Source organism: Paenibacillus protaetiae (assembly GCF_004135365.1).
In the GTDB taxonomy this organism is placed as follows: Bacteria; Bacillota; Bacilli; order Paenibacillales; family Paenibacillaceae; genus Paenibacillus_AP; species Paenibacillus_AP protaetiae.
Map to the genome: position 1 here is coordinate 1,553,531 of NZ_CP035492.1, position 22,320 is coordinate 1,575,850.

Annotated in this window: 27 protein-coding genes and 1 pseudogene; 2 read left to right on the forward strand and 26 right to left on the reverse strand. The window is 49.6% G+C overall.

Features of this window, described 5'->3' with window-relative positions; translation table 11 throughout:
• Window positions 1-4: 4 nt before the first annotated feature.
• The 23 genes and pseudogenes from spoIVA to ET464_RS07050 all read right to left on the reverse strand — a co-directional run bounded on the left by spoIVA (window position 5) and on the right by ET464_RS07050 (window position 16,788).
• A complete protein-coding gene (spoIVA, locus tag ET464_RS06945) occupies window positions 5-1,483 on the reverse strand; it encodes a stage IV sporulation protein A (protein ID WP_129439486.1) in 1,479 nt (492 codons plus the stop codon).
• Window positions 1,484-1,770: 287 nt separating this feature from the next.
• A complete protein-coding gene (locus ET464_RS06950) occupies window positions 1,771-2,553 on the reverse strand; it encodes a YphF family lipoprotein (protein WP_129439488.1) in 783 nt (260 codons plus the stop codon).
• A 15-nt stretch (window positions 2,554-2,568) separates the two neighbouring features.
• On the reverse strand, window positions 2,569-2,913 hold the full coding sequence (locus ET464_RS06955) for a 2Fe-2S iron-sulfur cluster-binding protein (RefSeq protein ID WP_244226702.1): 345 nt from the start codon (window positions 2,911-2,913) through the stop codon (window positions 2,569-2,571).
• Window positions 2,903-3,508: a hypothetical protein gene (locus ET464_RS06960; RefSeq protein ID WP_129439490.1), complete on the reverse strand. Its 606-nt coding sequence runs from the start codon at window positions 3,506-3,508 to the stop codon at window positions 2,903-2,905. Before ET464_RS06960 ends, ET464_RS06955 begins: the two co-directional genes overlap by 11 nt.
• Window positions 3,509-3,548: 40 nt before the next feature.
• Window positions 3,549-3,845: a 2Fe-2S iron-sulfur cluster-binding protein gene (locus ET464_RS06965; protein ID WP_129439492.1), complete on the reverse strand. Its 297-nt coding sequence runs from the start codon at window positions 3,843-3,845 to the stop codon at window positions 3,549-3,551.
• A gap of 21 nt (window positions 3,846-3,866) precedes the next feature.
• Entirely contained in the window at window positions 3,867-4,046 is a 180-nt protein-coding gene (locus tag ET464_RS06970; RefSeq protein WP_129439494.1) for a DUF2768 family protein, read from the reverse strand.
• Window positions 4,047-4,207: 161 nt separating this feature from the next.
• Entirely contained in the window at window positions 4,208-4,486 is a 279-nt protein-coding gene (locus ET464_RS06975; RefSeq protein ID WP_244226703.1) for a stage VI sporulation protein F, read from the reverse strand.
• 72 nt (window positions 4,487-4,558) lie between these two features.
• Window positions 4,559-5,586 (reverse strand): annotated as a pseudogene (locus ET464_RS06980) (NAD(P)H-dependent glycerol-3-phosphate dehydrogenase).
• Window positions 5,587-5,592: 6 nt separating this feature from the next.
• On the reverse strand, window positions 5,593-6,192 hold the full coding sequence (gene plsY, locus ET464_RS06985) for a glycerol-3-phosphate 1-O-acyltransferase PlsY (RefSeq protein WP_129439496.1): 600 nt from the start codon (window positions 6,190-6,192) through the stop codon (window positions 5,593-5,595).
• Window positions 6,193-6,203: 11 nt separating this feature from the next.
• The gene (gene der, locus ET464_RS06990; RefSeq protein WP_129439498.1) at window positions 6,204-7,526 is read right to left on the reverse strand and encodes a ribosome biogenesis GTPase Der; all 1,323 of its coding nucleotides are present in this window, start codon (window positions 7,524-7,526) and stop codon (window positions 6,204-6,206) included.
• A 99-nt stretch (window positions 7,527-7,625) separates the two neighbouring features.
• Window positions 7,626-8,279, reverse strand: coding sequence for a YphA family membrane protein (locus tag ET464_RS06995; protein WP_129439500.1), 654 nt, complete (start codon window positions 8,277-8,279; stop codon window positions 7,626-7,628).
• Between the two features lie 120 nt (window positions 8,280-8,399).
• Window positions 8,400-9,614 carry a 30S ribosomal protein S1 gene (rpsA, locus tag ET464_RS07000; RefSeq protein WP_129439502.1) on the reverse strand — a complete coding sequence of 405 codons (1,215 nt, stop codon included), beginning with the start codon at window positions 9,612-9,614 and terminating at the stop codon, window positions 8,400-8,402.
• A gap of 69 nt (window positions 9,615-9,683) precedes the next feature.
• On the reverse strand, window positions 9,684-10,280 hold the full coding sequence (locus ET464_RS07005) for a lysophospholipid acyltransferase family protein (RefSeq protein ID WP_129439504.1): 597 nt from the start codon (window positions 10,278-10,280) through the stop codon (window positions 9,684-9,686).
• Window positions 10,281-10,284: 4 nt separating this feature from the next.
• On the reverse strand, window positions 10,285-10,980 hold the full coding sequence (cmk, locus tag ET464_RS07010; RefSeq protein WP_129444171.1) for a (d)CMP kinase: 696 nt from the start codon (window positions 10,978-10,980) through the stop codon (window positions 10,285-10,287).
• 172 nt (window positions 10,981-11,152) lie between these two features.
• The gene (locus ET464_RS07015; protein WP_129439506.1) at window positions 11,153-11,371 is read right to left on the reverse strand and encodes a hypothetical protein; all 219 of its coding nucleotides are present in this window, start codon (window positions 11,369-11,371) and stop codon (window positions 11,153-11,155) included.
• A gap of 55 nt (window positions 11,372-11,426) precedes the next feature.
• Window positions 11,427-12,080 (reverse strand): flagellar brake protein, encoded by a 654-nt coding sequence (locus ET464_RS07020; RefSeq protein WP_129439508.1) that lies wholly within the window; start codon window positions 12,078-12,080, stop codon window positions 11,427-11,429.
• A gap of 81 nt (window positions 12,081-12,161) precedes the next feature.
• Window positions 12,162-13,511, reverse strand: coding sequence for a germination protein YpeB (gene ypeB, locus ET464_RS07025; protein ID WP_129439510.1), 1,350 nt, complete (start codon window positions 13,509-13,511; stop codon window positions 12,162-12,164).
• 92 nt (window positions 13,512-13,603) lie between these two features.
• Window positions 13,604-13,795, reverse strand: a complete 192-nt coding sequence (locus ET464_RS19780) for a hypothetical protein (RefSeq protein ID WP_208543961.1) — start codon at window positions 13,793-13,795, stop codon at window positions 13,604-13,606.
• Between the two features lie 31 nt (window positions 13,796-13,826).
• Window positions 13,827-14,522: a glutamic-type intramembrane protease PrsW gene (gene prsW / locus ET464_RS07030; protein ID WP_129439512.1), complete on the reverse strand. Its 696-nt coding sequence runs from the start codon at window positions 14,520-14,522 to the stop codon at window positions 13,827-13,829.
• Window positions 14,523-14,718: 196 nt separating this feature from the next.
• The gene (locus tag ET464_RS07035) at window positions 14,719-15,339 is read right to left on the reverse strand and encodes a genetic competence negative regulator (protein WP_129439514.1); all 621 of its coding nucleotides are present in this window, start codon (window positions 15,337-15,339) and stop codon (window positions 14,719-14,721) included.
• Between the two features lie 191 nt (window positions 15,340-15,530).
• Window positions 15,531-15,857: a hypothetical protein gene (locus ET464_RS07040; protein WP_129439516.1), complete on the reverse strand. Its 327-nt coding sequence runs from the start codon at window positions 15,855-15,857 to the stop codon at window positions 15,531-15,533.
• Window positions 15,858-15,961: 104 nt separating this feature from the next.
• Window positions 15,962-16,198 (reverse strand): hypothetical protein, encoded by a 237-nt coding sequence (locus ET464_RS07045; protein ID WP_129439518.1) that lies wholly within the window; start codon window positions 16,196-16,198, stop codon window positions 15,962-15,964.
• Window positions 16,195-16,788 (reverse strand): CPBP family intramembrane glutamic endopeptidase, encoded by a 594-nt coding sequence (locus tag ET464_RS07050; RefSeq protein WP_129439520.1) that lies wholly within the window; start codon window positions 16,786-16,788, stop codon window positions 16,195-16,197. The genes ET464_RS07045 and ET464_RS07050 overlap by 4 nt, the downstream gene beginning before the upstream one ends.
• An 82-nt stretch (window positions 16,789-16,870) precedes the next feature.
• Between ET464_RS07050 and ET464_RS07055 the strand changes: the two genes are divergently transcribed.
• The gene (locus ET464_RS07055; RefSeq protein WP_129439522.1) at window positions 16,871-17,770 is read left to right on the forward strand and encodes a hypothetical protein; all 900 of its coding nucleotides are present in this window, start codon (window positions 16,871-16,873) and stop codon (window positions 17,768-17,770) included.
• Between the two features lie 5 nt (window positions 17,771-17,775).
• Here ET464_RS07055 and ET464_RS07060 read toward each other — a convergent pair whose 3' ends face one another.
• Complete coding sequence (locus tag ET464_RS07060) at window positions 17,776-18,102, reverse strand: rhodanese-like domain-containing protein (RefSeq protein WP_129439524.1); 327 nt, start codon at window positions 18,100-18,102, stop codon at window positions 17,776-17,778.
• Window positions 18,103-18,514: 412 nt separating this feature from the next.
• On the opposite strand from ET464_RS07060, the gene serA reads away from it, so the two are divergent.
• Window positions 18,515-20,104, forward strand: coding sequence for a phosphoglycerate dehydrogenase (gene serA / locus ET464_RS07065; RefSeq protein ID WP_129439526.1), 1,590 nt, complete (start codon window positions 18,515-18,517; stop codon window positions 20,102-20,104).
• A 61-nt stretch (window positions 20,105-20,165) separates the two neighbouring features.
• On the opposite strand, the gene ET464_RS07070 is transcribed toward serA, so the two are convergent.
• Together ET464_RS07070 and ET464_RS07075 are read right to left on the reverse strand one after the other, a co-directional pair.
• Window positions 20,166-20,627 (reverse strand): hypothetical protein, encoded by a 462-nt coding sequence (locus ET464_RS07070; RefSeq protein WP_129439528.1) that lies wholly within the window; start codon window positions 20,625-20,627, stop codon window positions 20,166-20,168.
• 213 nt (window positions 20,628-20,840) lie between these two features.
• Window positions 20,841-22,319, reverse strand: a complete 1,479-nt coding sequence (locus ET464_RS07075) for an ATP-binding protein (RefSeq protein ID WP_129439529.1) — start codon at window positions 22,317-22,319, stop codon at window positions 20,841-20,843.
• Window position 22,320: the final 1 nt, after the last annotated feature.

Sequence of the window (22,320 nt, forward strand, 5' to 3'; positions counted from 1 at the left end):
CCGGTTATAGAATGATGGCAATAAGGCCGCCGGAACCTTCGTTAATAATCCGGCCCAGCGTTTCTTGCAGCTTATACCGCGCATTGTCCGGCATTTGAGCGATTTTGCCTTGGATGCCTTCTCTGACGATGGAATGAAGCGAACGGCCGAAGATGTCGGAATCCCAAATTTTGATCGGGTCGTTCTCGAAATCCTGCATCAGATAACGAACGAGCTCTTCGCTTTGTTTCTCCGTGCCGATAATCGGAGCGAATTCCGATTCCACATCTACCCGAATCATATGGATCGAAGGGGCTGTCGCCTTCAGCCTTACGCCAAAGCGCGAGCCATGACGGATAAGCTCCGGCTCATCCAGCGCCATCTCCGCAAGCGTAGGCGCTGCGATGCCGTAACCGGTTGTTTTCACCATTTCGAGCGCTTCGGCGAAGCGGTCGTATTCGCGTTTGGCATGGGCAAATTCCTGCATCAGCTGAAGAAGATGATCTTTGCCGCGAATCTCAACGCCTACAACCTCCATCAAGATGCGGTCATACAGCTCATCCGGCGCATACAGATCAATTTCCGCTACGCCTTGCCCCATGTTCATGCCGCTGAGGCCGGCTTTATAAATAAAATCATAATCCATAAATTGATTGACGACACGGTCGACATCGCGCAGACGGCGAATATCTTTGACCGTATCGCGAACGGAGTTCTCGTAGTTGCTCCGGAGCCAGTGATTTTCGTTCAGCACCATAACCCAGCTTGGCAGGTTTACGTTCACTTCGTGTACCGGGAACTCGTAAAGCACTTCGCGAAGGACGGAGATCACTTCCTCCTCGCCCATCGTGGCTGCGCTTAACGACATCACCGGAATATCGTATTTCTCTTGAAGCTCGGAGCGGAGCCTTTGGGTTTCTTCGCTGCGCGGGCGTGTAGAGTTGATGACAAGGACAAACGGCTTGCCGACTTCCTTCAGCTCGCCCACTACTCTTTCTTCCGCTTCGATGTAGGAGCTTCGCGGAATTTCCGCGATCGTGCCGTCCGTCGTGACGACAACGCCAAGCGTAGAATGCTCTTGAATCACTTTGCGTGTTCCAATCTCAGCCGCCTCCTGGAACGGAATCGGCTCTTCAAACCATGGCGTCGAAATCATGCGAGGGCCATTTTCGTCCTCGTAGCCTTTTGCCCCTTCAACCGCGTACCCTACGCAATCCACCAGGCGGACGTTCACGTCCAGCCCGTCGGTAACCCGCAGTTGTACAGCTTGATTGGGTACAAATTTCGGTTCGGTCGTCATTATCGTTTTGCCAGCGGCGCTTTGCGGGAGCTCATCCACGGCACGGACGCGGTCGGCTTCATTCGAAATATTCGGAAGCACCACCGTCTCCATAAACCGTTTAATAAAGGTTGATTTGCCTGTCCGGACCGCTCCGACGACACCGAGGTAAATATCCCCGCCGGTACGTTCGGCTATGTCCTTGAAAATGTCCACTTTCTCCACTGAATATCCCCTCCCAATTGAAATTCCGGTTCGCCGCCTTCCACCGGACAAGAGGGCAGGCCAGCGACGCAACTCGTACATGCTTTTTGGACTAGTAATAGCATATGTGCCGTCTCCCCTTTTATGACGATTCTTTCTACGAAATCTTTTTGGATTAGCCGGCTTCATTCCCTTCCAAGATTGAGTTATATGAGCAAAATAGGCTGGATATGCCGAACAAATGGTGCAAAACGCAACAAAAAAACTCTCTCGCTTAAACTAAAAGCGAGAGAGTGATAGAAAGGCTGCTAGCCCGCCAAAGCGACAGGCTCGCCGTTTACATAGCGGTAGGGAACCGATTTGACCGGGACATAAAGCGTATTATCGACCAGAAGCGCACGCAAATCCGTTTCCGGCTGGAACGAGGTTAGCCCGCTTTTTTGGATCGCCTGCATCAAATCAAACGCATAGTCGACGTAGGCGTTACCGTTATCGTCTATCATCGTTTCGATTTTTTGCCCGGAGTAAACGCTGCGCAGCGTTTTTTCTTTGGTATTCATCTGTTTATAATTAATGCGGTAGAAACCGGGATATACCTGCTCCCCTTTCGGGACGAGGCCTTGATGTTTGTCCATATATTCGCGGATGGTTTGGTTCAAATCATTTATATATTGCACGGTTATCAAATCCATCAGTTTGACGCGCGGAGCGGTTTCCTCATCAATGACTATAAAATAATAATGGCCGCCGTTCTCAAATGCAGCGGGAGGGATTTCGCTTAAAAAGCCTTTTTGCTTTAGTTGGCTAAAATCAATGGCGAACTTCTCATAGCGCGGTGTCTCCATCGTACTGTTTTTGATCGGAAGCAGGCCTGTTTCTTTATAATAATCATCGATTGCCGCCTGTACGTTGCGGACAGCGTCTCTTGGCGGTGCCTGATTTTCTTTCAGCTGATTATTCGGGTACATGCAGCCGCCCAGCGATAGAGCGGCAGCCGCCAGCAGCAAGAGAGGCAGCAGGCGGCGAATCGTCCTGTTATAACATGTCATCAATTGGGCTTGTCCCTCCGTATCCATCTGACTGTCCATCATCGTTGTGCCGTCCGGTCACCAAAGCGAGTCATCCTCCCGCGCCTGGGCAAGCTTCTTTAATACCGCAGCGCGCAGCGGATCCAGCGGCACATTCACAACCGCATTCCCTTGTACCCTCGCCTGACAGGATAACCGTTCGCAGCTATCCGCTCCGGCAGCAAGCTTATTACGTTCCTGCTCCCCCATCGGCAGCAATCGGCTTCCCGGCTCAACCGTTACTTTACACATAAAACAGGCAGCTTTGCCTCCGCAACGGGTCCGAATCGGCACATGAGCACGCCTGGCCGCATCTAATAACGTTGTGCCGGGACGCACCTTCACCGTAATGCCGGCTGGCATAAACGTCACTTCACAGTTCAAGCCAGCCACCTGCTTCCCGCTTCTCCAGCCAGCTGCGGACGACTGCAACAGTCTGTTCCGCAAAGCCGTTGCGGCGTTCAATCGCCTTCATCACTGCCCGTTCAGCAGCATCATCGCCGATGGCTTCCACAATCGCTTGAACTCTGTCCATCCTGCCGCGAAGCGCATTAAACCACAGTTCATGCGCCAGAGGTACAACCGGCACAACGACATCATCCGCAAGTTTAACTTCAAGCGCGTGCGGATATAACAAATCATGAACTTCCGTCTTATAGACGCAGCCGTGCGCCGTCACCGAAAAACCGCCAACCAGCTCTACTTCCACTTCATGAATGATGCAGCAGCCAAGCATGGAACGGTACATGGCGGTTACGCTAAGCTCCGGCTCGCTTACTCGCGTTTCCCGGCTAAGCCGTTCATATAACAGCCCGAAATCATCGTCATCCGCATATAAATCAACATCATTTGGCGGCTGGGAAAGCCGGATTCCCCGCAGCGCCAGCCCGGCGCTGCCCCCGACCACCCAGCTGCGGTCCCGGCCTAATGCCCGGGCAGCAGCGGTCAGCGCCTGGGCTATATTCGTATTTGGCAGCATTTACGTACACTTCCTTCAATCGTTGCAGCAGCCGGCATCGTTAAAAATAAGGTTTATTTACGGCTACAATCCGCTGAGCGCCTTGCTTTACAACCGCTTGGCAGGCAAGCCTGTAGCCCTGTTCGAATTCTTCCGGCTCCAGCCGGTCCCACTCTTCATCTGTTATGCCGTCCAAATATTCGTTCCCTTCCGAAACGAAACAGCGGCATTTGGCGCAAGTGCCTTTCTTACACATGTGGCCCCAATCCACTTTATACTTAATCGCATGCTTCAGAATCGACAAGCCGGGTTCCGGCTCTACGACCGCGAACTTGGTTCTTCCTCTCAATTCAATCATGCTGTGATCTCCTTATGTACGCTATAAAATAGAGAAAAAGCCGTAAATAAAGCCAAAAACAAGCATAACAAAAGCAATAAACGATAAAATACCCTTCATGATCCCTCTAGTTTTGACACGGGCAAACGTAATTAAAAAGGCTGCAACGGCCATCAAGCCGATGCCGATAAAAGAAACCCACATCTTTGTCATTCCATCCATCGAGGCGATCTTCTCCTAATCTGTGAAATTCTCCTATTGGCAAGGATCACCTTATTATAGCATCGTTACAAAAAAAGGACAAAAGCAGCAAAGAATCTGCTTATATCCCTATCGGTCGACAGGAAGCAGCAGGCTTCTTTTCGCTTTTGCCCGTGTACTTCTTATTTTTTGACCATCATTTTGATCAGCGATTCCAAATGATTCAAACCAACGCCGCTGGCGGTAACCGCCTTGACAATATCGTTAGTTGTAGATTCCGAGACCGGCACCTTTGCCATTTCCGCTACTTGTTTAATCAGCTTCCGGAGCTCCGCTTCATTTTTGAGCGTATCAGCCGTAACGCTGCTAGCCAGTTTTTTGACCGCATTCTCGGAGATATTTTTTCCGGTTTTTTTGTTGATGGCGCCTAGCACATCTTTGGACAAATCTTTGTTAGCCACTGCTTCCCCTCCTAATGATGCGTAAATAAGTTCTCCCAGCATCATATGAGGGAAACGGGCGATAGGTGCAGGCTATCCGATCGGCTCGATTTCATGCGTCCGCAGCCGGCCCATCAGGCGCGATACGGCCGTCCGGGGTTCCAACTGCTCGAACAGCACTTGATAAAGCTGCGCTGTGATCGGCATTTCAACATCATATTGCTTCGCCAGTTCGAATGCCGCATTTGTTGTGCGTACGCCTTCAACGACCATGCCCATCCGCTCCAGCACCTGGTCAAGCGGAGCGCCGTCCGCCAGCATGGAGCCAGCCCGCCAGTTGCGGCTATGCTTGCTTGTACAGGTCACTACAAGATCCCCGACGCCGGCTAATCCGGCGAATGTCAGCGGATTAGCGCCCATCGCGCCGCCAAGGCGGCCGATTTCGGCAAGGCCTCTTGTAAGCAAAGCGGCTTTGGCGTTGTCGCCAAAACCTAACCCGTCGGATAAGCCGGCGCCTAAAGCGATAATGTTTTTGATCGCGCCGGCTACTTCTACGCCAATGACATCCGGATTGGTGTACACGCGGAAATACGGATTCATAAAAGCATCCTGCGCCTGCTCCGCAACGGACAGCTCTTCAGCGGCTACAACCACGGTTGTCGGCTGCTTGCGGATAACTTCCTCCGCATGGCTTGGGCCAGACAAAGCGGCGATATGGCTAACCGGGCGGTTCAGCTCTTCTGCCAGCACGACCGTCATCCGTTTGAGCGTGCCTGTCTCAAAACCTTTCGTCGCATGCACGCATAACGTAGCTTCATCCATATGGGGGCAGCCTGACGGGCAACATCACGCATCGCTGAGGAAGGCGAAACAAACAAAGCAAGCTCCGCGCCAGCCAGCGCATCCTCCATGCGGGTTGTCGCCTGAATGCCGTCCGCTAGACGGATCCCCGGCAAAAACTTCCCGTTCTCATGCTTCTCGTTGATTTCCTCCGCCTGCTGCGGATTCCGCGTCCAAAGCTTCACTTCATAACCGTTGTCGGCAAGCACCGAAGCCAGCGCAGTTCCCCAGCTTCCAGCGACAAGCACGGCAGCGCGGCGTTCCTTCCCGTTTCTGTTCAAGCTGCCTCACATTCCTTTCTTGGCGCCAAGCTTGCTTTCCGTGCCGTGCACAAGCTTCACCAGATTGGTGCGATGGCGGACAAACGCAAACACGCATAATACAAGACTGATCACCAATTCAGGAGCGCCAAATTGAATAATGCCAATCGCAATCGGAGTCAATAACGCAAACAGCAAAGAGCCGAGCGAAACATAACGTGTAAGGGCAATAACAGCAATGGCCACTACGCCGGCTATAAGTGCCGGAACAAACGCAAGCGTTGCGACAACGCCTACCGTCGTAGCAATGCCTTTGCCTCCTTTAAAGCGGAAATAGACCGGCCAGTTATGGCCGATAATCGAAGCTAAGCCGGCTACAGCAGGGATCCAGCTGTTGTCGCCAAGCCATTTGCCCAGCCATACAGCAATTACCCCTTTTGCAATGTCCAGCAAAAACACGAGAATGCCCGGGCCTTTGCCAAGCACGCGAAGCGTATTCGTTGCACCGGCGTTGCCGCTTCCGTGCTGGCGAATATCAATCCCTTTTACCCATTTGGCAATCAAAATACTGAATGACACCGACCCCAGCAAATAACTGACGACAACCGAGATAACCGATAACAGCAATGTTCTCTCCCCTAATCTTCGTCGGACTTCCGTCTGGTGAACAGACGAATCGGCGTGCCTTCGAAATCAAAGGCCGCTCTGATTTTATTTTCCAGGTAACGTTCATACGAGAAGTGCATGATTTCCGGATCGTTTACAAAAATAACCATAGTAGGCGGTTTTGTCGCCACTTGGGTCACGTAATTAATGCGAAGCCGTTTACCTTTATCTGTTGGAGGCGGATTAATCGCTACTGCATCCGAAACGACATCATTCAGCAGATGCGTTTGAATACGAAGCGAATGCTGCTCCGAAACATGGTTCACAACCGGCAGCAGCTTATGCAGCCGCGACTTCGTCAAGGCGGACAGGAATACGACCGGCGCATAACTCATAAACAAAAAATGATCGCGGATCGTTTGCTCAAACCGCTGCATCGTTTTATCGTCTTTTTCCACAACATCCCATTTATTCACGACAAAAATAGAAGCTTTGCCCGCTTCATGCGCGTATCCGGCAATATGCTTGTCCTGCTCGATAATGCCTTCTTCGCCATTGATTAACACCAATACGACGTCTGCACGTTCAATCGCTTTCAAGGAACGCATTACGCTGTATTTTTCCGTTGTTTCATACACTTTGCCGCGCTTGCGCATACCGGCGGTATCAATAAGGACATAACGCTGCCCGTCCCGTTCAAAAGGCGTATCAATCGCATCGCGTGTTGTGCCTGCCACATCGCTGACGATAACGCGGTCTTCACCTAGCAGGGCATTCACGAGCGACGATTTGCCGACATTCGGCCGGCCAATCAAAGCAACTTTAATAATATCCTCGTCGTATTCTTCATCATCCAGCTCCGGCAGCTTCTCCACTGCAGCATCCAGCAGATCGCCAATACCGGTACCATGAGAGCCGGAGATCGCAATCGGCTGTCCAAATCCTAATCCGTAAAATTCATAAACATCATCCATACGGTTCATGTTGTCGACTTTGTTTACTGCAACAACTACCGGTTTGTGTGATCGGAACAACATTTGAGCCACTTCATCATCAGCATGCGTAAGCCCGGCTTTCGCATCGACCATAAAAATAATGACGTCCGCTTCTTCGATAGCGAGCTCCGCCTGTGCGCGAACCAGCCTCAAAATATGGTCTTCGCCATCAATTTCAATACCGCCTGTGTCAATAATACTGAATGATCTGCCGTTCCATTCACCGATTCCGTATATCCGGTCACGGGTAACGCCCGGTTTATCCTCTACAATCGCGAGCCGGTCGCCAATGACCCGATTGAAAATAGTGGACTTCCCTACGTTCGGACGCCCGACGATAGCAATAACGGGTCTAGCCATAAATTTCCATTCACTCCTTCAAAAATACTCATGACTATCATCATAACAAAAAAGCGCTCGCTTGGCTAATATTATCAAACATTGTTTGCAGCCGCCAGACTAAGCTTCATCTGCATCCCCGCCGGCCTCGCCGCTTGTTTTCCAAGACAAATAAGGAAGTTTCCGGACAGCTTTCTTCAGCCAGCCCAAAACAGCCGTCACCGTTCGGGCTGCAGCCAGTGAAATTAATAATCCGTCCCACCAGGCCAGCGAGCCGATGGATGCTGTATAACCTAACGTGCTTAATGCCGCCCCTGTTATTTCCGACCAAATGGCGCTCCAGACAAGCAAAGCAAACTGATGCGCAAGCTTGCTTACAAAAGCCGAGGCAAGCAAACCGCCAAGAAGAGGCGCATCCCATACCGGGTGCACCCAATAAAAAACCGGATCAGCATAATAAATTTGCTTGACCGAACCCCATATAATACCGACAATAAATGCGCAAAGCATCAAATATCCGGTTTGCGTAACAGGCTTCTCGCTTCTGAATACCGCTGATGATAGCAGCAGCAGCGCAAACACGCCCCCATAATATTCGATGTGGATATGCCCGAGCATAAATGTCCCATACACAAGCTGAAGCAGACCGCATCCGACTCCAGCAGCCGCTGCCGCCCGACCCGAAACGCCTGGAAAAAAAACAGTGCCCCACCCTGTACTGAGCAATATACCCGCCGCAATTAGTATTAGCAGTGAAATAAACCCGGGATTCATTGGACGCATCACCTCATTCCTGCCTATTATGCGCCAAAAAAAAGAGGCTATTCCAAGATCCATAGAATCGAGGAACAGCCTCCGGACAGCCTGCGGCGGTAAGCTGCAGCTGCTATGAAATTATTTCAGCTTGCTCAATTTGTCGCCGAAACGTTCCGCCAGCGTAAAGCTCATGCTTTGATTGCTCAAGCTTACGTTAGGGTTGTTGATTTCTTCTTGCTTAGGTGCGCGCTCACGCTGCGGTTTTTCCGCTTTTGGAGCTTGCTCAGGAGCTTCTTCCGTTTCTTTGATGCTGAGGCTTACGCGTTTCTCAGCCGGGTTGAAGTCCAAAATTTTCGCTTTCACTTCTTGGCCTTCTTTCAATACTTCGAAAGGAGTTGCGATGTGACGGTGAGCGATTTGAGAAATATGAACAAGGCCTTCAACGCCTGGAGCGATTTCAACGAATGCGCCGAATGCTACGAGGCGGCGTACAACACCGGTAACGATGTCGCCGATAGCGAATTGCGAACCGGCCGTTTCCCATGGGCCAGGCTGAGCCGCTTTAATGCTCAGGCTGATTTTGCCAGCAGCCGGATCCACTTTCAGCACGCGTACGCGAACCGATTGGCCTTCGGATACTACGTCTTTTGGATGTGCAACATGCTGCCACGACAGTTCGGATACATGAACCAGGCCGTCGATGCCGCCGATATCCACAAATGCTCCAAACGGAGTGAGGCGTTGTACCGTACCGTCCAGCTCTTGGCCGGCATACAGCGATTCCATAATGCGTTGTTTATTTTGTTCGAATTCCGCATCCAGCACTTCTTTGGCGGACAAAATCACTTTATTGTTTTCGCGGTCGATCTCTTTCACTTTCACGCGAAGCGTACGGCCTTTGTAATCGCTGAAGTCTTCAACAAAATGGCGTTCAACCATCGAAGCCGGAATGAAGCCGCGTACGCCAACGTCTGCTACGAGGCCGCCTTTAACAACATCGGCAACCGCTACTTCAAACACTTCGCCGCTTTCAAAACGGGCTTGCAGAGCATCCCATGCTTTTTCAGCGTCGATTTGGCGTTTCGACAATACGAGGCGCTCTTTCTCATCGTCGATGCTAACCACTTTCACTTGCACTTCCTGACCGACTTGAACCGCTTCGGAAGCATTGTTCAATTGGACTGAAGAAAGCTCGCGAATTGGAATAACGCCGTCATATTTATATCCAAGGCTTACGAAAGCTTGGTTATCTTCGATTTTGACGATTGTACCGGTTACGATATCGCCTTTCTTCAAAGATACGAGATTATCCATAGCTTCTTGACTTTCCTGTACATTCAATTCTTCTGACATCCCAATTACCTCCTCAATTCATACCACAACTTTATTTAAATCCGATTGACTTGCTTGGTCAAGCGGCATTTAAAACTTATTTGACGGCCCATTCTCGTTAACCAGTTCGCGGATGCGCCCCATTACAACTTCGGTAATAAGCTCAAGCGGGTCTGCCGCTTCCGGATTGGCCTCTACGACCGCTTTCGGGTCAATCGGCTCTCCATATACTACTTTTAAAGTTCGAAAAAGTTTATAATTTCCAATAATAGCAGCCGGAACGATTAATGCCCCGCTCCGATGAGCGATAAGAGCAAGCCCTTTTTTGCCGGAACCTCCGCTGTTGCGTGAGCCTTCCGGGAACATCGCCAGCGCCTTGCCTTCTTTCAGAAGCGCAATGGCGGCTTTAATGGCATCCTTGCTGACGCCGCCGCGGTTAACCGGGAATGCGCCAAGCCTGCGAATAAGCGGACCGAATAAAGGAACTTTAAATAATTCCACCTTCGCCATAAAATGAAGCTTTCGCTTAATCGGAATGCCTACCGTTGGCGGGTCGAAATTGCTTACATGATTAGAGGCCACAATGATTGGGCCGCGGAGAGGGATATGTTCCACTCCCGACGATTTCAATCGAAACAGCGCTCCATACAGAACACGCAAAAAGAATTGACCTGCTAAGTATAACATTAGTTTACTTCGCCTCCGCCAATTTGGTTCTGCTTAAATTCACAATCGCCGCTGCGACCTCGTCAATTGACATGGAGGTGCTGTCCAGGACGATAGCGTCATCAGCGCATACAAGAGGCGATATGTCCCGCTCCGCATCAAGTTTATCGCGGCTCGCTATTTCCTTCTCCAGCTGTTCCAACGTTATGCCTTGGCTTAAGCCGATTTCGCGATATCTGCGCAGCGCCCGCTCTTGCACGGAAGCCGTCAAAAACACTTTCAGTTCTGCGTTCGGAAGCACGGATGTGCCGATATCCCGGCCGTCCATTACGACGCCCTTGTCCTGCGCCAGCTTGCGCTGCATATCGGTCAGCACGCTGCGTACCGTTTCATTAGCCGCTACTTGCGACACCGATAACGTCACTTCGCGGGAACGGATTAAATCCGTTACATCTTCGCCGTTCAAATAAACAAGCTGCCCATGCTCTCCGGGCCGAAGCACGATGTTTAACGTCTTGGCATGCTCGGACAGCGCAGCCGAATTCTCAGGCTCTACGCGGTTTCTTAGCGCGCTTAGTGTCACAGCGCGATACATGGCACCCGTATCGATGTAAATATAACCTAGCTGTCCCGCAACTTTCCGCGCTACCGTACTTTTCCCCGCGCCTGCGGGTCCGTCGATGGCAATATTCATGCGGAAGACGTTGCCGTCTTGCTGCATCACTAACTGTCAGCCCCCTTAGCTCCGATAAATTCTTGGCAGAATAATCGGTTGCCAAGAAAAAAGCAGGCTCTGCCTGCGAACGTGAAAATTATACCACACTGTGGACATAGATGCAAAATTACGTAATGGATTAAAAGCGGGGAAAACCGCATAACCATGCCGTTTTATCTTATTGGAAGGAATCCCCTTCCCATCTTTCGACATGGGTCGCCCACTGTCTAAACGTGTCGTTTTGCAGCAGTATTTGTATCACGAATACAGCTGTCAAAAGCACGATAACCGCAATTCGCAGCCCGCCCGCAACCCGGTCAGAAAACGCAAGGAGCCGCTTGCGGCTCCCTGCTGGCTTGTTCGAAACGGTTTGTATTTTATTGCGATTCGAATCCATCGGAATGCCACCTGCCCTTCTGCAAGCTAGCATTCCAAATTATAACAGTTATTATTCACCGGTTGCGGAAATCGAATTGCCGCTCAAAGCAATACCGGATAATCTTTTGGCGCTCATAATCGTTAATGGATACGAACTTGATCATGACCTGCTTCCGTGCTGCCGCCACTTCAACGATACGGACAATTTCAGCCGCAAACGGCGCATGCTCAATCGTGCCGTTTTTATAATTCAACAACAGCCAGCACACGAGAAGTTGACCTGGATGCAGCTGCCATTTCGATTCACAAAGAAAAGAAATACCGCCGCCGCCTACGTCGTCTGTTACAGCAACAAATTGCTCATGATCAGGGAGCTTGACCGCAATTTCCAGCTCAGCCGGCACCCGCAAAAAGTTTCTTCTTTGCACTTTTGTAATCCGGTCCGTATCGGGAGTACGGATTTTGACCAGCGGAATCGCATCCTGCTGGAATCCTAATACATGCGAACCAAAATAATGCTTGACTCCGGTTTCCGTTATGTAGTAAAACGACAGCTCGTCACCGAGAAACAGCTTCTTCATCCTGCCGGACTGCTCGTGAATCGGGGTCTCCATTAAAATGAATTCATCGTTCCAATCCGCAATCCTTGCTTTGTACTCTTTGCCCGCTTCCTCTTCATCAGGCGTTGCAACATGAAGAAACAGCATTTGATTAATTTTTGGCAACAAATAGGCTCCCTCCCATATAAACGTCATTATAGCACGTCGAATGGAGGGGAGCCATACTGTTATTTGGCGTATTTTGACATTCTAGATTGCGCTGTTCTGCAATGCCATTTCTTCGATAGCTTCTTCTGTGCCATTATCCGCATTGATGTAAATCCGGTACAAGCTGCCATTAATTTTGCCGGAAAACTCATAGCAAAGCACTTCATCGCCCATTTCGCCTTGAATGAGCGCCATATTTTCCCGCGTAATTTTCATATTCGGATTAACGGCTTTTCTGGCTTCATCTTTGCTCAGTTTAGCTTGCGGCAAGTTCCGTTTATGATGCTCATACACATAATCGTTTGCATGCAGCCCAATCGTCTCGCCGTTATCCAGCGCAACTTTCACCGTCAATTTTTCGGGATAGATCAGCACGCCGTTCTGGGTGCCTACGTAAGTAAATGTGCCTGTATTATTGTATTCGTCGTACGCGATCGGCTTCATGCCATCAAAGTCATGTTTCTTCAAAAACGCGCCTGCCGACTTTTCCGCTTGTTTTATTTGAATCTGTTTGCTGCCTACATCCCTTGAATTCATAAACCAGATAAGCTGGCCGCCTTTTTGCGTAAAATCCATATGGATCGTACTGTCCTGCTTGCCTTTAGGCTCGATGCTGGCCGAGTAAGAGGCATATTCGGTGCCTTTTCCGTTCTCAACAACACGGATCTCATCCGCATTGGTGTTCAAAAACTTGGCGGCAAGCGATTTCACCTGTTCCGCCGTAACCATATTGCCGCTCAGCATATTGACCGTTCGTTTTTGATACATGCTGCTGACTGAAGGGCCCCAGTTAATTTCCGGGTATTCGCTTACTTTTTTGTCAACTGTCCTGAAGCCGTCGATAATAGAGTTGTCGCGGGCGGATTTTTCGGCGGCAACAGCAACCTCTACATCCATCCAGCGCAAGTTTTTGCTAAGTACTTTTTCCTGCATGCTTTGCAAGTCATTGGAAATTTGCTCCGAATTGGCATACAGCGTCTTCATCGTCTTAAACTCTTCATCCGTCAGCGGCTGCTTGCTCAGATCGCGGACTGCTGTTTTGTAAGAAAAGTTGGCGATTTTGGACAAAAACTCTTCTGCATCATTAAAAGGAAGCAGCGTCAGCGGGAGCTGATTGACTTCATTTTGCGCTTCGCTTGTCAGCCGCCACACATTAATAAGCCCTTTGCGGTGATAGTTTTGGGAGGTGGAGTTGACAGCAAGCGTATTGCCAAGCTGGTTATGAAGCTGCTGCACATGGTAGGTCAGATCATGGAAGGCGCGCTGGTATTGGTTTTCCGCTTTAATCAGTACTGAATTTTTATCCTGATGCTCCTGGTAGCCCCAATAGGCTGCGCCGATAAACAACACGGTAAAGACAGGAAACAGCACTGCGCTCAGTCGTTGGTACATAACACAAAAGCTCCTTTCTTGTGCAAAACCTGGTGTTAGTTTGGTTTGCCAAAAGGAGCTTTATGCATCCGAATGCTATGAAGTTATCGTTTTTAAAGCGCGATATGCTCTTCAATCTCCAGGTCATTGCTGTTGTTGCATATGCACTGGCGGAAACCGGTATCAATCGTGCCTTTGTCCCTTCGCCCGCGCAGCACATACTTCTCGCCGCATACTTTGCATCTGATCGTAACCTTCACTCGGCTTGTCTCCATCATAACCTCCATGCCCATCCTTTTTTTCAATCTTTTGTATCATCCAGTATGGGCATTTCGGTTAAAGCTTAATCTCTTCTTCGGAGGCGAGGTAGCGGAACGGCGATCTGGAAGTTGCTCTTTGCATTTTGCGGATTCCCCACACCCACAAAAAAGCCATGAACGGGATAATCGTCCACATCCAATTGCTGCTGTAGCTGACCATCAAGTAGTCGTAAATGCCGTGCAGCAGCATCGGCAATAGAAGCGTAATCGCCAAATAACGCTGCACTTTGCGCTTCGGGGCAAATTTGGCTTTGCCCAAATAATACCCCATCGCGACGCCAAACAGCGCATGGCCGGAAACCGGAAGCAGCGCCCTCATCAGCAGCGTACCGAACGTCGCCGGCGAAAACACGGCGTACATGACGTTTTCCAGCGTTGCGAAACCTAGCGATATCGATGCGGCATATACAATCCCGTCATACGGTTCGTCAAATTCGGTATGGTTAAATATCAAATGATACAGCACAAACCACTTGGCCAGTTCCTCAATGCCAGCCGATTGCACAAAAGCAAACAGTACCGGATTGTCGCCAAGCCACAGCTCTAACCCCCGCTGGATAACTACGATCGGAATAACGATCAGCATGCCGAACACAAACATGCGGATCACCATGGAGATCGGTTCGGACTCGTACCGGTCTTTCAAATATAAATAGGTGAGCAGCGAAATGCCTGGTGCAACTGCAGCCGTCAATATGGAGAACAACAGCATTTCGACTCACCTCCTGTGTGTATGAAATGCTTTTCATTTGCCATGTTGCTTACAAGTATACAATGCCTCAGCCGATAACGGAAATACTTCTCCCGTATGCAAACGCTATTATCCATACATTGCTAAGCAAGAAGAGCATCCGCTGACGAAAACCGCCTGCGGATGCTCTTTAGTCCCAGCTTTCTTGTGCCCGCGTTCAGCCGGAAAAATGCGTGCATATTTCTTGTATCGCTCCCGATGCAACAATCACCTTGCCGTATTCTTCAAGCATGGCGTATGTCACCGATGTTGCTTCGCCAAATTCGGCTAGCACCGCGATAACCGCATTATGCCTCGATGTTTCCATATTCGCAGGCTCTAAAGCCAATATATATTTCCCGTTGTACGAATAGAGCCGACCGTCTTCGGTAAGCGAAGCCGATTTCAGTTTCTTGCACACGTCGATAACATCCTCGAAGTCCCGAAAGGCGTACATGACAACATCGCTTTGCTCCATTGTCACTTCCATTTCGTATATATCCTCTTCGCTGTCGTCATCTTCCTCCAGAATGTGATCTTCAGAACCGGCAGCAACTTTGCCGCGGGTTACGATGACGACCATTCCTTGTGCAGGAAGGGCAAATACTTCAACGGCGAGCGGTCCCCCGCTTGCGTCAAAGCCGAGTTCGGTGTATGCCTGATCCATCATTTCGCTAAACAGCTCATGTACTTTAGGAATTTCTCGCCACATATCATCCTTCTGGATCCCACGTTCCAGCAGGTCGTCGTACGTCAGGAATATACGTATCTTGTCCTGACTCAGCCGCTCGATCTTCATGACAGGATCCTCCTCTGCAGCATCTGTTGTAACAGCGTATGAAATTTTAGATAAGATGTGAACAAAATATGCTATGTAACTATGTTACCATGTTCGTCCTTTAAATGCACTATCACCCTAAAAAAAGAATCGTACAATCAGCCCGCTTTTTCTTACAGGCGATTGTACGATTCTTGATCCGTCCGGCGTATTTAATGCGGGCCGGAAGCCGCCTCTTCCTTAATACGCGATACCTCCTGCTTTACCGAAGGGTCACTTTCAATAAGCGCCTCCAGTTTACCCCATTCTTCGCCGGAGTGAGCTTTGGTATCGCTTGACGGCTTTGGGACTTGCTTGGCCGCCTCGTGCATCGATCGGTTCATCATGCCGGATACCGCAAAGCCCGTTAATTTAGAGCCGATGCCCGTCACTGCGTGTGAAAGACGGGCAGCCGCATCCGGCCTTTTGCGCGCAAACACCATAGCTGCTGCTGCGCCTACGAGACCGCCTACAATAAACCCGCTGCGTAGCTTGAACATATTCGGAAGCCTCCTTCAAATGAGACTCAAGTTATGCGCATGAGCTCATTTATAGAATGCCTGCCTCTCCGTCCCTCCATGCCGCATAATTATTGGAAAGGCGCTTACTCCGTATAGTTAATCCCGTACCAGAACAACCCGGCAACCAGGCAAACAAACAGGACAAACAGCAGATTGTAATACCACTTGCTCAGCTTTTGCGAGCTTGAAGGATGTTTCTTGCTTCTGGGGGGCAGAGCATGATCCGTCATCGAGTCTGTGCTTGCGGCCGTTTGTCCGGGCGCTTGTTCATGCTGAGAATGCTTCTGCCTCGATTTACCGAATTTTTCTACCCTGCTCATGGCTCCCTCCTGTATCGGATAATTAGTCCCATAATCAAATCAACAATAAAATGCGTAACGATTGGGGCCCAAATCGTCCCCGTCTGAATGTAAATCCAGCCCAGCCCATAGCTGATGGAAAATACAAGCCCCGTTGGAATCCAATGCCGCAAGTACCGGACATGGATTGCAGCAAAGATAATGCTTGTCCAATACGGGCCAAATGAATGCTGAACTGCACCGCGGAACAGCAGCTCCTCACAGATCGATACAACCAAACAAATAAGCACGATATGCCAAATCGGCCTTCTGCGGAACAGCATTTCGTTAATGCCGCCGTCATCCGACGCTTCTTCCGGCACCCATTTGGCGAGCAGCAGGTCCGCAGCTACTACAGCCGCTGCCAAACCGGCGCCCCATGCGGCAAATTCCCAATTGCCCGGCAGCTTAAAAAGATGAAAAATATTTTGGCGCTGAAATAACAGCCAGATCAGACCGATAATAAGAGTAAGCGCCTGAGTCATATACAAATTAATGAGAAGCAGCCGGTCGTTAAGCTGATCGGAGGTTACCTGCTTCAATCGGATTTTTCGAAATTCGAACTTTTTCATAGATTCCCGCCTGTCTTTGAAGGTTCATATGGTCTTTGCGCTTTACGGTAATCATTTTATGTTATAAAAAAGGGGTTATTTTATGGAAAAAAGACATCGCCGCTCTACTATGCTGTTCAGCCTTTTATTTTTGCTTATGCTTGTCATAGCCGTTGGCTCTTTTATTTTCGGCGTCAAAATCGGCGTAAACAAAACGGAGGACAGATACAAGTCTGACCAAGAAGCGGCGGCTGTATTAAAAACAGCGGCGCCAGCAAGTCAGCAGGATCTTGTTTCTTTCTATAATACCGTATTTTTGCCTTATAGTGAATTTCAGACGAAATGGCTCGAATCCGAGCGGGCTTTGTCGCAAGGCAAACTGACAAAATCCGAGTCTGCATTCACCAAGCTGGCCAAACTCGCCAAACAACAATATGTAGAGGCCGGAACGGTAAATATGCAGAACATTCAGCTGCTAGGCAGCGCGCAAACGAGCTATCTGCGCAGTTTAAAGCTGTTTGGACAAGCAGCAGAGGAAGCTGCGGCTCATGCTAAAAAGCTGAAAAACGCCGATTTGAGCGCAAGTATCGCGGCAGACGTCAACTACAAGACCGCCATTAAGCAGCAGCTCGCCGCACAGCAGCTTTTTTATGACGGCATGCTGCAGTGGAATGCGTCCGTCGACAGCAGCATCCCGGCACATTACAGCTATAACCCGAATATGAAGCTGGCGGCCTGGAATAAACTTCCTTTAATTGTAAAAAATAAATTAATGGCCGATCAGCTTAAATCAGTTAATGCCCTAACGGAATTTTACCCGCAGGACTTGGCAAGCCGCATTGATGCCTTGGTTAAAGGCGGCCAAGCGGCCAAGCTGAAGCTGGTTACGCTGAGCGATGCCATTCATTTGCTCTCCGATACGAATGCAGTACGGAGCGGCGACTACGATTCCAGCAAAACGAAGCTTTACGCAGGAGAACAGCTTCCGGTGCCGTTCTCCTAAATCGCCTAATCGTATTGAAAACCTTGGAGCATGGCATACGCCGCCATACCGCCAGTTACGTTATGCAGCCCGGTGATGCCCTGCTCCGCTAAATAATCGCATACGGCTGCGCTTCTCACCCCATGAGCGCAAATAATATAAACCGGCTTGTCTTCCGGCAGCCTGCCGATTGCATGCGGAATACTGTTCATCGGAATATGAGTGGATGACGGGATATGATAATATTGCCATTCCGCTAGTTCTCTTACGTCAATAATTTGCTGCGGTTCCACTTCCTCGGCTTCCAGCAGGCGAAGCAGCCCGGAGGCGTCCAAATCTATCCAATTGCTCATACAAGTCTCTCCTTATTCTCCATACCGTGTCAAATTACGGCTCTATCCTTCAGTTTACTGTACGAATTCTAACGAAATTTTCACAATTGGGCAAGTTTCAGCATTGCATTCCAACGCTGCCTTGCTATAAAATGATATAGTCTAAATGGAGAACTTGTTCTCGTGCTTGATTTAATGGATGTGTTTGAGTACTAAATTTTTTGTAAGAGGCGGTATCAAATTTCTGTAACAACGGAAAGTTTCTTATCCGTTTCGTCTTGTTGTTTGCAGGCAATGAGTTACATTAAAGTGTTAAAGTGGTGATTAGAACTCCATGCGGAGTTTTTTTCTATAATTTACTCAGTCAACATTCGTTATGAATCCTTTAATTATCAGTTTCATAGCGACACCACCATTAGGAGGCATTCTGAACATGTTTAAAGTGCTAGTATCGGATCCAATCAGTGATCTCGGCATCCAGCAGCTTGTCGATGCACAAGATGTTATCGTCGAGAAAAAAACAGGGCTTAGCGAAGATGAGCTTGTCGCAATTATCGGAGATTACGACGCGCTGCTCGTTCGCAGCCAAACGCGGGTAACCGCACGCATTATGGAAGCGGCTTCCAAACTGAAAGTTGTTGGCCGCGCAGGCGTAGGTGTCGACAATATCGACCTGAATGCCGCTACGACACAAGGCATTATCGTTATTAATGCTCCAGACGGCAACACGATTACCACTTGCGAGCATACGTTTGCCATGATGATGGCTGTCGCACGCCACATCCCGCAAGCATATTTGAAAACGGTCGGCGGAGAATGGGACCGTAAAACATTCCTCGGCGTAGAGCTTCGCAATAAAGTGCTTGGCGTTCTCGGCATGGGTCGTATCGGAAGCGAAGTTGCCAAGCGCGCAAAAGCATTCGGCATGCAAATTCTTGGCTACGACCCGTTCTTGACGGAAGAACGTGCTGACAAGCTTGGCATCAAGCTGGCAACCGTGGATGAAATTGTCCGCAACGCTGATTTTATGACGGTTCATACGCCGCTTACACCGGAAACCCGCCATATGATCGGAAGAGCGCAATTCGAAGTGATGAAACCAGGCATGCGTATCGTTAACTGCGCACGCGGCGGAATTATTGATGAAATGGCATTGGTAGAAGCGGTTAACAGCGGCATTGTAGCCGGCGCTGCATTTGACGTATTCGAATCGGAGCCGCCTGCAGCCGATCATCCGTTCCTTTCCAATCCTAAAATTATCGTAACGCCTCACCTTGGCGCTTCGACAGTTGAAGCACAAGAAAACGTGGCGATCGACGTTTCGGAGCAAGTGCTGCACATTTTGCGCGACGAGCCGTTTATGAACGCAGTAAACATGCCTCCTATTCCGGCAAATCTGCAAAGCAAGCTTCAACCTTATTTCGAGCTTGGCGAAAAGCTTGGCAGCTTTATTGCACAAGCGACGGACGGCGCGGTGCAGGAGATCGTGGTTGGCTACTCCGGCGAGCTTGCTGAGCTGGATACACAGCCGATTACCCGTTATATCGTAAAAGGCGTGCTGTCGCATCACCTTGGCGCTGAGCAAGTGAATGTCGTTAACTCGATGCATCTGGCCAAAGTGCGCGATTTGAACATCGTCACCAACAAATCGCATGCAGCTAAAGACTTTACGAACCTGGTTACCGTTTCGCTTCGCACGAAACAAGAAGAACGTTCGGTATCCGGCACATTGCTGACGGGCTACGGCCCGCGTATTGTAAGCATCGACAAATTCTCGGTTGACGTTACACCGGAAGGCAATCTGATCCTGATTGCGCATAACGACAAACCGGGTATTATCGGTAATGTCGGTACGCTGCTGGGCAGCAACGACGTGAACATTGCAACGATGCAGGTTGGCCGTCAGCTCGTAGGCGGTTCCGCTATTATGGTGCTTCGCGTCGACAAGAGCGCGCCAAAAGACGTACTGCAAAAAATTACAAGCTTGCCTGATCTGAACAACGCGAAAGAAATTACGCTGTAATCCGATCAAGCTGATACAAAATCCCCTCTATGCTAGACATAGAGGGGATTTTTTTTGCCGGTTATGGTGCTGTCAAATCCATGGAAAGCTGCTCAGCTTCATCCCGGTCAGCCGCAGGACCAGCCAGATACACTTGCATGCCGTATTGGTTATCCAAATCTTTAAGGCTAATCCATGCTTTATCCGCCTGTTCGTCCGCCCATACAAAACCAATTGATTGTACGGTTTGATCTGAGCCGGAGACGGTGACATTACCAAACAAAGAATGGCCGTCTTGACGCAAAGTAACCGGATAAGACTTGTCATTGACGGTCAATGTCCCTTTAAAACGGTAATTTCCCTGCAAGTTATGATTTCTTGTGCCGCTCAAATGAAATGACATCTTCTCCACCAAATGCGAATCAACGCCATACAAAACACCGTCCATTTGCTTGTCCACTTTCAACGGCTTCAGCCAGCCGTAACCTGCATAAACGAGTACAACGATAACGACCGCTGCAATTGCCGCAATCCATTTTTTCAAAATGCCATCACCGCCCAGATGTAAAAAAGATTATGTGCCGATAGCATAAACGCACCAGCTAACAAAAAGGTTACCATAAACGTTAACTTGCAGCATCTTTTTTGCCGTTTCCTATTTATTCCGCTTTATTTCGAGTGATTACAGCAATAATAACGCCCAATGTTTCACGAGCAACAAGATTACTCTTCTTTTTTCAACAAAATAATGCCCCGATTAATTCGGGGCATGGACGGACGAGGCAGCTTCGACAGGCAGCAGCAGCGTAAACGTTGTACCGGCACCAACAGTGCTTTCAACTTGAATACGGCCTCTATGCAGTTGAACAAGGTTTTGCACAATCGCCAGCCCGAGGCCGGTACCGCCGCCTGTTGCCTCGCGTTTGCGGGCTTTATCCGCTTTATAAAAACGTTCGAAAACATACGGAACGTCTTCGCTTGGGATCCCTTTTCCTTCATCTATCACTTTAATTTGAATAAACCGGCTGCTGTTTTGCACGATTGGCTGTGCAGCGATCGTAATCGACTTGCCCGGCGGCGTATATCGAAAAGCATTGTCCAGCAAATTCGTTAAAATTTGCTCAATCCGGTCAATATCCGCTTCTTCGACGGTAAGCGGCTCCGGTGACAAGTTAACGCGAAGCTCTACTTCGCGGTCTTTCGCATATACAAGAAATTTCCGGTGCACGCGGACGATAACGGACTGCAAGTCGACGGATTGCAAATGAAGTTCGGTATGCCCCGCTTCCATACGGGTTAAATCGAGTAAATCCGCTACCAGTCGCCCCATCCGAAGCGATTCGTCATAAATGATCTGCACCAGCTCATTACGCTCCTCCGGCGTTGTAGGAATATCATCCAGCAGCGCCTCGCTGTAGCCTTGCAGCATTGACAACGGCGTCCGAATTTCATGCGAAATGTTCGCCAGCAGATCGCGGCGCATCTTATCCAGCATATGCTCCTCGGTCACATCACGGATCACCGCCACAGCGCCTCTTGTTACGCCTTCCGAACGAAGCGGCGCCATCATTAATGACCAGACGCTGTTCTGCACCTGCAGCTTTTCGAATATTTCCTTGCCTTCCTCTATGACCGTATCGAATGAATCGCGTAAAGGAGCCGGAACCTCCTGTAGATTGGGCTCGCCGTCTTCTTCTTTCCGCCAAGTTTTGTCCACTTCCGCCCAGCGGCCGATCAACTTCTCGCCGGGCGGGTTGGTCAATATAATTTGCCCATCCGCGTCAAAGGACATGACCGCGTCGCCCATGCTGCGCAATATACGGGACAGCTGCTCTTTCTCATGGCTTAAATCATGAATAAGGCGGTCCAGCTCATCGGTCATCCGGTTAAAGGTTTTGCCCAGTTCGCCGATCTCATCGCTGGAGCGGATTTCAACCCGCATTTTGTAGTTGCCCTGCGAGATCGAATCGGCGGCTTTTTTGAGCTGCAGCAGCGGCTGCTGGATTTTGGTCGATAAGAAAAAAGCAAGCAGCGTGGACAATAAAAATCCGATAATGCCCACCACGACATAAAGCAGCTGTACCTGCTTTGGCTCGCTGAATGCCACATCAATATACCGAAGCAGGAATACGCCCAATATGAGAAGCACAAACGCAACGAGCAGAATGATGGTCGCCCACAGTTTGCCGACGACGCTGTTCCAGATGAGGCGGAACAATTTTCGCCACAGCTTCATT